The sequence below is a fragment of the Providencia sp. PROV197 genome (assembly GCF_028479625.1).
Classification (GTDB): Bacteria; Pseudomonadota; Gammaproteobacteria; order Enterobacterales; family Enterobacteriaceae; genus Providencia; species Providencia vermicola.
The window spans coordinates 167,882-181,008 of record NZ_JAMPNZ010000004.1 but is presented as its reverse complement, the minus strand read 5'-3'; the positions used below and the strand labels follow the sequence as shown (position 1 = coordinate 181,008).

The 13,127-nt window shown below is 37.9% G+C and carries 17 protein-coding genes and 4 tRNA genes; 17 read left to right on the top strand and 4 right to left on the bottom strand.

Annotated elements, in window-relative coordinates; all coding sequences use genetic code 11:
* The first annotated feature begins 21 nt into the window (after window positions 1-21).
* From PR808_RS02740 to fabV, 14 genes are all read left to right on the top strand, one after another.
* Complete coding sequence (locus PR808_RS02740) at window positions 22-306, top strand: hypothetical protein (protein WP_272538644.1); 285 nt, start codon at window positions 22-24, stop codon at window positions 304-306.
* 64 nt (window positions 307-370) lie between these two features.
* Window positions 371-784, top strand: coding sequence for a GFA family protein (locus PR808_RS02735; RefSeq protein ID WP_206083931.1), 414 nt, complete (start codon window positions 371-373; stop codon window positions 782-784).
* 203 nt (window positions 785-987) lie between these two features.
* Complete coding sequence (gene psiE, locus PR808_RS02730; protein WP_206084381.1) at window positions 988-1,395, top strand: phosphate-starvation-inducible protein PsiE; 408 nt, start codon at window positions 988-990, stop codon at window positions 1,393-1,395.
* A 182-nt stretch (window positions 1,396-1,577) separates the two neighbouring features.
* Window positions 1,578-2,264: a LuxR C-terminal-related transcriptional regulator gene (locus tag PR808_RS02725; protein WP_206083932.1), complete on the top strand. Its 687-nt coding sequence runs from the start codon at window positions 1,578-1,580 to the stop codon at window positions 2,262-2,264.
* On the top strand, window positions 2,231-4,063 hold the full coding sequence (uvrC, locus tag PR808_RS02720; RefSeq protein WP_206088370.1) for an excinuclease ABC subunit UvrC: 1,833 nt from the start codon (window positions 2,231-2,233) through the stop codon (window positions 4,061-4,063). Before PR808_RS02725 ends, uvrC begins: the two co-directional genes overlap by 34 nt.
* A gap of 57 nt (window positions 4,064-4,120) precedes the next feature.
* Window positions 4,121-4,669, top strand: coding sequence for a CDP-diacylglycerol--glycerol-3-phosphate 3-phosphatidyltransferase (gene pgsA / locus PR808_RS02715; RefSeq protein ID WP_206083934.1), 549 nt, complete (start codon window positions 4,121-4,123; stop codon window positions 4,667-4,669).
* A 164-nt stretch (window positions 4,670-4,833) separates the two neighbouring features.
* Window positions 4,834-4,909 (top strand) — tRNA-Gly (locus PR808_RS02710).
* A gap of 23 nt (window positions 4,910-4,932) precedes the next feature.
* Window positions 4,933-5,006: transfer RNA gene (locus PR808_RS02705), tRNA-Cys, on the top strand.
* Between the two features lie 7 nt (window positions 5,007-5,013).
* Window positions 5,014-5,100 (top strand) — tRNA-Leu (locus tag PR808_RS02700).
* A gap of 129 nt (window positions 5,101-5,229) precedes the next feature.
* A tRNA-Leu gene (locus PR808_RS02695) sits at window positions 5,230-5,316 on the top strand.
* Between the two features lie 207 nt (window positions 5,317-5,523).
* Window positions 5,524-5,676 carry an MbeCy gene (locus tag PR808_RS02690; RefSeq protein ID WP_206083935.1) on the top strand — a complete coding sequence of 51 codons (153 nt, stop codon included), beginning with the start codon at window positions 5,524-5,526 and terminating at the stop codon, window positions 5,674-5,676.
* A 125-nt stretch (window positions 5,677-5,801) separates the two neighbouring features.
* Window positions 5,802-6,389, top strand: coding sequence for a hypothetical protein (locus PR808_RS02685; RefSeq protein WP_272538643.1), 588 nt, complete (start codon window positions 5,802-5,804; stop codon window positions 6,387-6,389).
* Window positions 6,390-6,526: 137 nt separating this feature from the next.
* Window positions 6,527-6,841 carry a DUF1090 family protein gene (locus PR808_RS02680; RefSeq protein ID WP_206083937.1) on the top strand — a complete coding sequence of 105 codons (315 nt, stop codon included), beginning with the start codon at window positions 6,527-6,529 and terminating at the stop codon, window positions 6,839-6,841.
* Window positions 6,842-6,945: 104 nt separating this feature from the next.
* Window positions 6,946-8,145, top strand: a complete 1,200-nt coding sequence (fabV, locus tag PR808_RS02675) for an enoyl-ACP reductase FabV (protein ID WP_272538642.1) — start codon at window positions 6,946-6,948, stop codon at window positions 8,143-8,145.
* 61 nt (window positions 8,146-8,206) lie between these two features.
* Here fabV and PR808_RS02670 read toward each other — a convergent pair whose 3' ends face one another.
* The gene (locus PR808_RS02670) at window positions 8,207-8,728 is read right to left on the bottom strand and encodes a YcxB family protein (RefSeq protein ID WP_206083939.1); all 522 of its coding nucleotides are present in this window, start codon (window positions 8,726-8,728) and stop codon (window positions 8,207-8,209) included.
* 139 nt (window positions 8,729-8,867) lie between these two features.
* Window positions 8,868-9,140: a toxin-antitoxin system YwqK family antitoxin gene (locus PR808_RS02665; RefSeq protein WP_272538641.1), complete on the bottom strand. Its 273-nt coding sequence runs from the start codon at window positions 9,138-9,140 to the stop codon at window positions 8,868-8,870.
* A gap of 480 nt (window positions 9,141-9,620) precedes the next feature.
* Between PR808_RS02665 and PR808_RS02660 the strand changes: the two genes are divergently transcribed.
* The 3 genes from PR808_RS02660 (at window position 9,621) to PR808_RS02650 (ending at window position 12,090) form a co-directional block, all read left to right on the top strand.
* Window positions 9,621-10,826, top strand: a complete 1,206-nt coding sequence (locus tag PR808_RS02660; RefSeq protein WP_272538640.1) for a nicotinamide mononucleotide deamidase-related protein YfaY — start codon at window positions 9,621-9,623, stop codon at window positions 10,824-10,826.
* Window positions 10,827-10,864: 38 nt separating this feature from the next.
* Window positions 10,865-11,251, top strand: a complete 387-nt coding sequence (locus PR808_RS02655; protein ID WP_206083941.1) for a GFA family protein — start codon at window positions 10,865-10,867, stop codon at window positions 11,249-11,251.
* Between the two features lie 62 nt (window positions 11,252-11,313).
* Entirely contained in the window at window positions 11,314-12,090 is a 777-nt protein-coding gene (locus tag PR808_RS02650) for a nucleotidyltransferase domain-containing protein (protein WP_206083942.1), read from the top strand.
* 4 nt (window positions 12,091-12,094) lie between these two features.
* On the opposite strand, the gene PR808_RS02645 is transcribed toward PR808_RS02650, so the two are convergent.
* Together PR808_RS02645 and PR808_RS02640 are read right to left on the bottom strand one after the other, a co-directional pair.
* A complete protein-coding gene (locus PR808_RS02645) occupies window positions 12,095-12,526 on the bottom strand; it encodes a hypothetical protein (RefSeq protein WP_272538639.1) in 432 nt (143 codons plus the stop codon).
* 132 nt (window positions 12,527-12,658) lie between these two features.
* Window positions 12,659-13,084, bottom strand: coding sequence for a universal stress protein (locus PR808_RS02640; RefSeq protein WP_206083944.1), 426 nt, complete (start codon window positions 13,082-13,084; stop codon window positions 12,659-12,661).
* Window positions 13,085-13,127: the final 43 nt, after the last annotated feature.

The window sequence follows — 13,127 nt, the reverse complement described above, 5'->3', positions numbered from 1 at the left end:
ATATTTTAGTGAAAGGAGAACATGATGAAAAATATTTTATTTACTCGTTTATTTATCGGCATAGCGTTATTTACGGGAGCAACTTTATTTGCCCAAGCCACAGATAATACGTTATTAACTGGGATTACTCCCCATGCAATTACGTATGAGTATGTGCAGTTACATCAAAATCAGCAGAATGAAGGGGATATTGAGTCCGAACGAGAAGCTAAGGAGCTTGAGAGTATTTTACTGCAAGACGCAACCAACGATCGACGTTTTACCGACCGCCAATTTAACCTAAATAAAAAGAAAAGTAAGTTGTAATTTGAGGGGAAATAGCCATTAATAGGTAAGAAACCCATTAATAGGCATAGCAAAGGAAAGTAAGATGCATAAAGGTCAATGTTTATGTGGTGCAGTTAAGGTATCAACGGGTAAAGCAGTTGATAAGCTAAGTGTTTGTCATTGTAGCATGTGTCAAAAATGGAATGGCGGTCCAGGTTTTAGTGTAGATTGCGGTAGCGATTTACACATTGAAGGCCAAGACTCGGTCACTACGTTTGTATCCTCACAGTGGGGGGAGCGCGCATTTTGTAAGCAGTGTGGTACACATCTTTTTTACCATTTAATTAATCCATCAACATATTATGTATCGGCAACCCTGTTTGAAGACAGCAAACAAGCGCAATTGGCGATGCAAATTTATATTGATAGCAAACCAAAATATTATAATTTTGTTGAGCAAACAGCGATGCTGACTGAGCAAGATATATTAAAAATGATGGGAGCCCCTTCAAATTAATTGCTGAATAAAAGGTTATGGTAAGGCGGGAAGCGTGCTCACCTTACCGTAAAACTGCAAATTTCCTTTCTGTTTGTCATGCTAACGACAAAAATTTGATTTACAATTAAGACAATATGCATTGAATAATATGGGTAACAACGCGTAATAGCTGTCATTGTACTCATGTTTTGTATTTCTTTGGGGAATAACAAATGAATAGTATGAAAGGAATGCGTCATGCGAGTAACATTGCATGGGTACTACAATGGATTCTGAATATTGGTTTAATTACCTTAGCTGCTGTTTTGGTGTTTTTTTTAGCAAAAGAAACCTTTACGATGGCATCTTTAATGTTTGGTAGCTCAAAGGGAGCAACAGCTTATGAGCTTTTAGAGGGGATTGTTATTTATTTCCTCTACTTTGAGTTTATTGCATTGATCATTAAATATTTTATGTCAGGTTATCATTTCCCTTTAAGATATTTTATTTATATTGGCATTACAGCAATCATTCGTTTGATTATTGTCGATCATAGTGACCCAATGACAACGTTATTGCATGCAGGGGCAATTTTAGTACTGGTTGTCGCTCTTTACATCGCGAATACAGAAAAACTAAAACGTGAGTAATAAAATATTTATTCTTTAAATAGTAAAAGGGAGTCTATATCTCCTTTTTATTGTTTGAAGGTTTTAATTATTATTAAATGAATTACCTAGTGTTTGTGTAATGATAAAGAGGTTGTATCCCAGCGACTTGCAATATAAAATCCTCATTCATTTCTATTTAATTCATTGATAAATAATATAATATGGGAATAAATATAATAATTATTGATGACAATAATATTACTCTGCATGGATTTGAGTTTATATTTAGTCGTCATTCACGCTGCAAATTGATAGCTTCATTTTCCTCGATTGACCAAGCGGTGGTTTGGAACCGTCATCAAAGAGCCAGTGTTATTTTAATCAGTAGTGACCACTGTCACTTTGATTCCTTAAAAATGATTCAAACATTGCGGCGCACGCAGCCTGATGTGGGAATTATTATTTATAACGTTCGTAGTAATTATTCTTTTTTTCTCAAAGCATTAGATATTGGTATTTTTGGGTTGTTGAGTGTCCACATTACTGAAGACGATCTGATAGAAGCGATAAAGGTAGTCAATGTAAAAAGGCGAATTATTTCTCCTGATATTGCTCAAGATCTCGCTTTGTATCGTGCTGTTCATAATAATCAGCAAGATTTATACGAGCTTTTGTCGGGTCGTGAACTGGAAATAATGTTGATGATAACCCAAGGTGTACCTATTAAGCAGGTTGCACAGACGCTATCCTTGAGTCCTAAAACAGTAAATACTTATCGATATCGAATGTTTGGTAAACTTAATATCTGTAGTGATGTAGAATTAACTCATATAGCCATTAGATATGGTTTAATTACAGTACAGGGTTTATCCGAGTGGCAGAACAGTTCGAATCAAAAGCTTTCTTAAAAACAGTGACAAATCAGCCTGGCGTATATCGAATGTACGATGCGGGCGGAACGGTTATATACGTTGGTAAGGCGAAAGACTTGAAAAAAAGGCTTTCCAGTTACTTTCGTGAAAATGTCAGTAGCCGAAAAACAGAGCAGCTCGTCAAACAAATTGCTGCTATTGATGTCACCGTGACACACACTGAAACTGAAGCATTATTACTTGAACATAATTATATTAAGTTGTACCAGCCCCGTTATAACGTGTTGTTGCGTGATGATAAATCCTATCCATATCTATTTTTAAGTCAGGAAACGCACCCACGGATCTCGATGCACCGCGGTGCTAAACATGCCAAAGGTGAGTATTTTGGCCCATTTCCAAGTTCTTATGCCGTACGTGAAACCCTAACCTTAATGCAGAAACTATTCCCTATACGTCAATGTGAGGATAGTGTTTATAAAAATCGCTCAAGACCTTGTTTACAATACCAAATAGGGCGCTGTTTAGGGCCTTGTGTTAAAGGTCTAGTTTCTGATGAAGACTATGATCAGCAAGTGGAGTATGTGCGGTTATTTTTGACAGGGAAAGACAAGCAAGTATTAACTGGCCTTGTGGAGCGAATGGAGAAGGCTAGCCAAGAGTTGCGCTTTGAAGACGCTGCGCGTTTTCGCGATCAAATTCAAGCTGTACGGACGGTGACTGAAGAGCAATATGTTTCTGGTGAGGGAGATGACCTCGATGTCATCGGAGTCTCTTTTGAATCAGGTCTTGCTTGTGTGCACGTATTGTTTATACGTCAAGGTAAAGTGCTTGGCAGCCGCAGTTATTTCCCTAAAATCCCAGCAGATACCCAACAAGATGAAGTTGTTCAAACTTTTTTGGGGCAATTTTATTTACAGGGTAGCGAAAATCGTACATTACCAGGGGAAATATTGCTGGATTTTGCCCTGACAGAAAAAGAGTTACTTGCTCAGTCATTATCTGAGTTGGCGGGGCGTAAGATTAACATTCAAAGCCAGCCAAGAGGAGCGAGAGCACGCTATTTGAAATTAGCCCGCACGAATGCCTCGATTGCGTTATCCACTAAAATAGCGCAGAACTCGACAGTCCAACAGCGTATGGCTGCGTTAGCGAAGGTGGTTCATTTAGAAAATATATCACGTATGGAGTGCTTTGATATTTCTCATACTATGGGGGAGCAAACAGTCGCTTCTTGCGTTGTTTTTGATAAAACGGGCCCAGTGAAATCAGAATATCGCCGTTATAACATTTCAGGTATCACTCCTGGTGATGATTATGCAGCCATGCACCAAGTATTGACTCGTCGATATGGTAAGCACCTCGATGAAGGAAAAGTGCCTGATATTATCTTTATTGATGGTGGAAAAGGGCAACTAGGGCAAGCTAGGGATGTATTTGACTCTCTTGAGGTTGATTGGGATAAAAATCATCCTTTATTAATTGGCGTGGCAAAGGGCAGTGATCGTAAAGCAGGGCTTGAAACGCTTTTCTTGAAACCTGAAGGCGAAGGTTTTGCCTTACCCCCTGATTCACCTGCATTGCATGTAATACAACATATTCGGGATGAGTCCCATAACCATGCGATTACAGGGCATCGCCAACGCAGAGCAAAAGTAAAAAATACGAGTGCGTTGGAATCGATTGAAGGCGTTGGGCCTAAGCGTCGTCAAATGTTATTAAAATATATGGGGGGATTGCAGCCATTGCGTAATGCCAGCATAGAAGAAATCGCAAAAGTGCCCTCGATCTCATACGCGCTTGCAGAAAAGATTTATAATGCATTGAAACAGTAAGTGTCTTAGGGCAACATATTCATAATATCCAACTTGGTCAAAAAGTTAGTGAGCGTGATGAAATTAAACATACCAACGTGGCTGACATTATTTCGCGTCATCCTAATACCATTTTTTGTCTTGGCATTTTACCTCCCTGTGACTTGGGGGCCGTTCGCCTGTGCGTTGATTTTTGTTGTCGCCGCCGTGACGGATTGGTTTGACGGTTTTTTAGCTCGACTTTGGAAGCAAACCACGAAGTTCGGGGCATTTTTAGACCCTGTTGCGGATAAAGTAATGGTCGCAACCGCGCTTGTTTTAGTCACTGAAAGTTATGATGTCTGGTATGTAACATTACCTGCCGCAACCATGATTGCACGTGAGATTATTATTTCTTCATTACGTGAATGGATGGCGGAGATTGGTAAGCGTAGCAGTGTTGCCGTATCTTGGATTGGTAAATTTAAAACAACGGCACAAATGATGTCACTCGTAGGGCTATTATGGCGCCCGACACCTTTAATTGAAAACCTTTCTATTGCGCTAATGTATGTCGCTGCTATCTTAACATTTTGGTCAATGTTCCAATATTTAAAAGCAGCGTGGGGCGATTTGAGCGAAGCGTGATCGAAATGATTGAAAAAACAGCGAACGATCCAATTATTTCAATAATTGTATTGACTCGATAGGTGAAATCAGTAGAATGCAACGCATCGAACGGCAACATGGTTTATGAAAATAAATAAGTAAATCAGCCAGTTTGATAGCATAAGCTGAAAGTTAAGCTTAACGCGGGAATAGCTCAGTTGGTAGAGCACGACCTTGCCAAGGTCGGGGTCGCGAGTTCGAGTCTCGTTTCCCGCTCCAAATTTCGCAAGAAATTCGGATAAGGCGCGTTAGCAAAGCGGTTATGCACCGGATTGCAAATCCGTGTAGCTCGGTTCGACTCCGGGACGCGCCTCCATAATTTAGCCCAGGTGGTGAAATCGGTAGACACAAGGGATTTAAAATCCCTCGGCCTTTAGGCTGTGCGGGTTCAAGTCCCGCCCTGGGCACCATCTTGAAGTAAGAGAATCATTTGATTCATTTTATTTTAAGTAAATAGGATCTTTATACGAGCGTCTACTCCAGTATATTGATTAACGGGTGAGTTACCTTATCCCTCTCGAAAGAGAAAATACAATTTGGCCCAGGTGGTGAAATCGGTAGACACAAGGGATTTAAAATCCCTCGGCCTTTAGGCTGTGCGGGTTCAAGTCCCGCCCTGGGCACCATCAATCTTAACTTTGTTAAGTTTGACAATTAACCACCAATAGGTGGTTTTTTTGTATCTATTTTTTCTTCCGCCATCATTCAAACGATTGATTTCTAATAAAGCTTCTCCTGTGTAAATTAACACGAAACTCGTGTAAAAATCCGTAAGTCAGACCGTTCTGCCAGGTTTTTATGTCATTATTCAATTTTTAAGAAAGAGACTGGCTATGTCACATATGAAAACAGAAGTTGTGGTTGTGCGTTTAACAAAGCATGAACGCGCTTTATTAGATGCAGTAAAAACAAAACCATTATTAGCGGATTGGCTGAAAGAAATCGCAATGGCCGAAGCGAAAGAACAAGAAAAAAAGGAACGTTAGACTGTGAAGTAAAAACACGTTATTCAGTCAGGTCATTTAATTTGATAAAAGCGATGTTGTTTTTTGATTAATCATCCGTTTTTGATAGTATCCAATTAGATGACTTAATTGGGATGTGTTAAGTAATGATAAAAGGAATTTTAATTACCTTCTTTGTTCTTGTATTAGCAGGCTGTAGCACAAATAAACTGGATGCCCCTTATGGCTTTAAATGGGGGCAAACGCCTGCTGATGTGAAACGGCTGAATTTAGTTGGGTTACAGTGCACTGAGTTTCAAGAAAACGGGGCGTTGTGCTCCACACCAAATACGCCAACCGTAAAAGGACGAATGTTTTTATTGATGTTTTCACGAGAAGAAAACACCTTGATGCTTATTTCTGCTCAAGGAAAAGATAGCCGTGATCAAGCGGTTATCTTAGCAGAGTATGATGAAATTAATCAAAAAATGTATGAAAAATATGGTATTCCAAAGAAAACAATCGAGCGGTATAAACGCGACTCTTTTTTCCTAGATAAAATATCTGATGACGAAACGACGCCATTTAAGCGGGTATATGAGCAAAATGGGATGCAAATAATGGTGGGGATCGTCAGTAATTCACATTTCAAAAAAATCCATAACAAAAAAGATATCATTTATTCAGTCATGACTATCTATAACTTAATTCCAGATAAGCCCCAAGAAATGACGACAAAAAATGAATCTGAGTAAGAATACTTAATTTGATTAAAAATGCGTAATTCTTTCATCTGGTTATAACTAAATCTTAACTAAGAAAATTCCCGTAGATGGAATAAGGGAATGATGATGAACTCGATATCATTATTTTATGAATATTGAGAAAAAACATGAAAAAGACGCTGGCATTGGCACTATTGTTAATGATCATTCCATTATCTTCACAAGCAGGGTCTCATTATTCTCGTTGTGAAAAGAAAATCATAAAGTTGGAAAAACAGCTGCGCCATATATCTCATTATGAAAATAGGCACAAAATTGCCAAAATAAAGCAAAAAATTCATGAGATTGAAGATAAATGTTATGACAGCCGTTCAGGTGCAACACGTATTTATGATAACTATCCACGTGGAAAAACGAGTGAATTAGAAAGGGAATTAGAATCTTTAAGGCGTGTCATTGAAGCATTAAAGGACTTAAAATAGACAAAACTGGTCTGTTCACTATGTTTATTTTCCACCAGTCTTAAGTAAATGGAGAATATCAGGTATATTAGACGCTGATTGTTAGCTACCAAGAAAGAATGACTATGATTATCAAACCTAAAATTCGTGGTTTTATCTGCACTACAGCTCATCCAGCTGGTTGTGAAGCCAATGTTCGTGAGCAAATCGCCTATGTTAAATCTCGTGGCGAATTAAAAAATGGACCTAAAAAGGTTCTGGTTATTGGTGCATCCACCGGTTACGGTCTAGCTTCTCGTATCAATGCTGCTTTTGGCAGCGGTGCGGCAACTATCGGCGTATTTTTTGAAAAGCCAGGTAGTGAGAGCAAAACAGGTTCAGCCGGTTGGTATAACTCAGCTGGTTTTGACAAGGCTGCTAAAGAAGAAGGCTTATATGCAAAAAGCATTAACGGTGATGCCTTCTCTGATGAGTGCCGTCAAACAGTCATTGATTTAATTAAACAAGATTTAGGCCAAATTGATTTAGTTGTTTATTCACTGGCTTCCCCTGTGCGTAAAATGCCAGAAACGGGTGAAATCGTACGTTCTGCGTTGAAACCGATTGGCGAGCCGTACAAATCTGTTGCATTAGATACTAACAAAGATGTATTGATTGAAGCGGTTGTTGAGCCAGCGAATGAACAAGAAATCGCTGATACTGTTAAAGTGATGGGCGGTCAGGACTGGGAACTGTGGATGAATGCGTTAGATGAAGCTGGTGTTCTGGCGGATAACGCGCAGTCAGTGGCTTATTCTTACATCGGTACCGATTTAACGTGGCCAATTTACTGGCATGGTACTTTAGGAAAGGCCAAAGAAGATTTAGACCGTGCAGCGCATGCAATTAACCAAAAATTGCAGGCAAAAGGCGGCTCAGCTTATGTCGCAGTATTAAAATCAGTGGTTACGCAAGCATCTTCAGCTATTCCTGTTATGCCATTATATATCTCTATCGTGTTTAAGATAATGAAAGAACAAGGCATTCACGAAGGTTGTATCGAACAAATTCAACGTTTATTTGCAACTAAGTTGTTCAGCGGTACTGCACCAGATACTGATGAAAAACACCGTCTGCGTTTAGATGATTGGGAATTACGTGATGATGTCCAAAATACTTGCCGCGAAATTTGGAAACAGCTTAATGATAATAACATCAATGCGTTGACTGATTATCAAGGTTATAAAGCTGAATTCCTGCGTCTATTTGGTTTTGGCTTGAATGGCGTCGATTATGATGCAGACTTAAGTGGCGAAGTTAACTTTGAAGTGATTGAACTGGTTTAATAAGCTACTCATCATTCATTTAATACATAAAACCCGCATATGCATGCGGGTTTTTTATAGTCTAATTTAGTGGTGAGGATATTTTGCTTTTAACAAACAAAATAAATTGCTGGCTTTCTTGTTCTGATGTAAAGCTGCGAGCAGGAATAATCACTGCATAGACTCTATCTAAAAATAGATACAATAAATCACCATCCGTTCGGATAAACTGCACTGCACTCCATTTTATCGATGAAGAACCTTGATTACTGGTCTCATGCATACCTTCATCATCAAACCGATATTCACGTTCAATAAATAGAAATCCATCATCATCAGGAATAGCTTTATTAAAGCTTTGTACTATACGTAGTGTAAAGGTAATAAATAGTAATACAGCCAATAAAAAAGAAATGAAAATGATTGGTAAGGTTGCTTGAAAATATCGAAAGGCAGAGGCGCACGCGACAATAAAAACAAGTATAAAAAGAGTAAAGGGTAAGCTACTCGTTTTCTTTTTCGAAAAATATTTGTTTTTAAAACAGTAACGACTAAACCTTATGTAATCAGTGCGGTTAAGTGAAACCAAAATTGGATTTATCATAAACGGATATCTTAATTATTTTTGTTAGAGAATAGGTGTTGTTGGGATAATAGCGGTAAGCGTATCGGGTGTAAATTGGTTAGATAGGAATAGGGTTAACAATTAGATAAATTCCCCCGAACGGAGTTCGGGGAAAAAATTATTGGTCTAAATAAACTTTACCGTTACGAAAATAGCCTTTAGTTGTCACAGATCCGTTTTCATCGAATTCAGTAATTTCATCCGTAAGCTCACCATTATTAAAAGTACCTATGATATGGGGCTTACTAGAGGGGGTATTGTGGTAAATTTTAAATGGGCCTAATAATTTTCCATTGGAAGCTATCATTTCAATATCAATACGTCCATCATCATGATATGTACGGACTAAACCATCAACTTGGCAGTTTTTAAGGCTAATATCAGATTCCATCTTACCGTTTCTATAGTAGCTTTTTAGGTATTTATCAAGGCATCCTTTATGTATCTACGTTTTTAATTCGGGCTTACCGTTATCGTATTTGATTTCAAATGCTCCATCATGAATTCCTTCTGGGGCTTCAGTTGAAGGAAATTCAATTTTTCGGAGTTCTTCAAGTGAATCATATTTTGAACTTGAGCTGGATAATCCCCCAACTTGGCAGCCAGAAATAATTAGTGCAAAAGAAAAAATGCGACAGATTTTAATTGATTTATTTTTAACATATTAATCCTATCTATTGCTGTGAAAAATTAGTTTATTCAATTAGCTATATGGCTATAGACGTTTTATGACGAATTATGGTGAGAATTTTCTTAAACTATTTATTTTGTTATTGTCTATTTTTATGAATTTAAAAATAGTGATTTTAGTCGCTGAGGTAATAAGGTAATTTAGCGTTAGAATATTATTTTGTGATAAAGAGAGTTGCGAATGTTAGTTGTTGAGATGCTAAGCACTGGTGATGAAGTTCTACATGGTCAAATCGTTGATACCAATGCAGCATGGTTGGCTGATTGTTTTTTCCAGCAAGGTATCCCTTTAAGTACAAGAACGACGGTGGGGGATAATTTAGAAAGCTTAGTTAATGCTTTTTTGGAGCGTAGTCAGCATGCGGATATTCTTATTGTGAACGGTGGGCTTGGGCCAACGAGTGATGACCTCAGTGCATTAGCCGCAGCAAAAGCAGCGGGTGTACCATTGATTGAGCATACGCAGTGGATTGAAGTGATGGAGCGCTATTTTATTAGCCGTGGGCGAGTTATGCCTGAAACTAATCGTAAACAAGCATTACTTCCTGAAAATGCAGAATTAATTGATAATCCAGTGGGCACAGCGTGTGGGTTTTCAATAATGCTTAATGACTGTTTGTTATTTTTTACTCCAGGTGTACCGTCAGAATTTAAAGTCATGGTGAATGACCAAATACTTCCTCGATTACGGGCGCGTTTTACCTTACCTGAGCCGCCCATCTGCTTACGTTTAACCAGTTTTGGACGTAGTGAAAGCAGTTTAGCAAAACAATTCGATCATATTGAGTTGCCTGATGCATGCGTACTCGGTTATCGCTCTTCTATGCCAATAATTGAATTAAAATTGACTGGGCCAGCTTCTCAAAAAGTGCTCATGGAACAACACTGGCACAGCATTAAGCAAAGTGTCGGGGATAACCTGATTTTTGAAGGTACTGAGGGTTTTGCTAAGAAAATCAGCAAACAATTACAAGAAAGACAATTAAAAGTTGCAGTGAGTGAGCAGTTTAGTGCGGGGTTATTAAGTTGGACACTAAGTTCAGCAGAAGCTTTGAATAATATGAGCTATGTGATTGAGAATGATCCAGAACAAACACTCACAACATTAATAGACCGAGCAAAAAATATCGCTAAAGCTCAATTAGCTTCTATAGGATTGGTAATAGGGGAGTTTGATGGTCAGTTTTTAAATTTCGCATTATCTACCCCTGAAAAGTGTTATGCACAAAGGGTACATTATTTACCCAATAATCACTCAAAGAAAGAAAAGCAAGAAGTCAGTGTGATGCTTATGTTAGATATGCTTTCTCGTTGGTTAAATGGTCGTGAAGTCATTGGGTATTATGAATGGTTGGTTCAAACTGAATCACTTATTTTGGATAATTAGTGGATACGGACTTAACTATTAATAAATTAAGGTGGTTTATGAGCAACTTGATTTCTGGAGGATGCCTTTGTGGTGATATTCGTTTTCAGGCAAAAGCCCCTCGTAATGTTCACTCGTGTTCATGTGATATTTGCCAAAAGCAAACAGGTGCACAGACTTTAGTCTGGCTTGAATTTGCAGCTGAAAATGTTGAATGGGTAGGAAAGGGTGGAAAACCTGCAACCTATCGTTCATCTAATCATTCAAGTAGGGCGTTTTGCTCGCTATGTGGTAGCTCACTGGGTGCCATTGATGACGAACCTACAGTTGCTTTACTAACTGGCGTGATGGATGATCCTGCGCAGTTAGAGTTACCATTAGAATATCATTCTTTTGTTGATTTAGCGCCAGCTTGGTGGCGTCACTTAATCAGTTATGAACAGTAATTGTGCTTGCTTTAAAACGTGTTAAGGTCGTAAAAATTCGGTTAGATGGTAATGGTGAAATAGTGGCTTTAGATAAAAATGGTTGTATTCTTGTTCTTGGCGAGCAGCCTTATCAATCAGAATTTCAGCAAGTAATAACTGAGTCAATCAATTGCCTTAGTGCTTTATTAAACAAGAACCTTCACAGTATTTATATTTATGGTAGCGTGGCGAAAGGACAAGCAACGCCATATAAATCTGACCTTGATCTCTGTGTCATTGTTAATCAACCTGTCAACCAAATCGAAGTATCTCATTTAGCGCAACTGCAAGTGACCTTGGCTTCAGACTACCAAGTCGTTAGTAAAGTTGATTTTGATATTGGCACCTATTCAGATGTCATGGATAAGACTAATTTATATAGCTGGGGTTATTGGATAAAACACCACTGTCGCTGCCTTTATGGTGATGATCTGAGCAAAAAGTTTATGCCATTTTTGCCTTCAAAGAAAATTGTGGATGCAGTCAATGGTGATTTCCTCGAGGTATTAAATGGCTATATACATCAAATCGACACTTGTCGTGATTTAACTAAGCGAAAGTTTTTGCAAAGAGCTGCTTCTAGGAAGTTAATCCGCTCTACCGATCTTTTACGCAAAGAAGCAGATAAAGACTGGCCTGATAGCCTTGAAGATTATGTGCAAAAAATAATACAGCGCTATCCTAAACAAAAAAGGCCAATACAATATTTTTTAGCTCAGGCAAGGGAACCATCTGCTCATGACCAGCAGTTTACTTTTCACCTATATGAATTTATGAATTGGCTTTCGTATGAAAGAGATCATATAACGAAATTCTGAACGACTATTTTTCGTTAGGTTGTACTGCTTCAATAATATAGTTAAAGCTTGAGATCCCTTTTTTGCAGGCTTTATCTTTTAAAAGTGAGGGTGTTTTATCAATAGTACTTTTAAGTGTAGACAATTGGCTTGCGTATGCTTCTGCACCGATAATATCGGGATTTTTGTTTAAGTATTCAACAGCAGTGTCGACTTTTTGATAAAAATATTCGCAAGGGTTATCACTTATTTCTATCGCTTGTAAGTCCTTTAAGGTATTTGGTATTAATTGCTCTGAATTTTGTTTAATAAGCTCAATATATTCCCCAGATTTAACCTGTTCAACTAAGGTTAACACCTTATTTTTCATATTGAAAAACATGATCATAGCAATAATCAGTGCCACGAGTAAAATAATATTAATGCTAATACTAATTCCGAGAAAATACTTTTTCATTACATTCCTTGATTGAAAAATTGAGTATAAAAACAAGGTAATTCTGTTGTACATTTTTGTCTCTAGGAATAACATGAAAATTAAGATAGCTCTAATCAATGAGCTACCTTACGAATAAGTATCAGTGATAATCTAGCGGACGGTTAAAACAGAGATTTTTGAGTTTTGAATAACCATCGACGCCGTTGAACCGAGGAAATAGGTCGACATCCCTGGTCTTCTTGAGCCAATTACGATCAAATCGGCTGAAATTTCTTCAGCAACGCGTAATATTTCATCTCTTGGTGTGCCCATTAATACTTGAGCGCTATATTTATTCGTGGAAATATTAAATTCTTTGATGATTTCAGCAAGCTGTTTAGTTACATTTTCTTGTTCACTATCTGCTTTTTCAGCAAAGCCAAAACCCATAGTAGTATAAAAAGGAACAGTCGGAATGATGGCTAAAAAATGGATATGTGCATTTTCATATTCAGCCAAATATTGAATATGTGACATGACCAGATGAGCTAAACTTTTCTCTGTAATATCAATAGGTACTAAGATTTTATTATACATGTTTTTCTCCAGCTTTCATTTAATGAGTCCATGCTGTAATCGA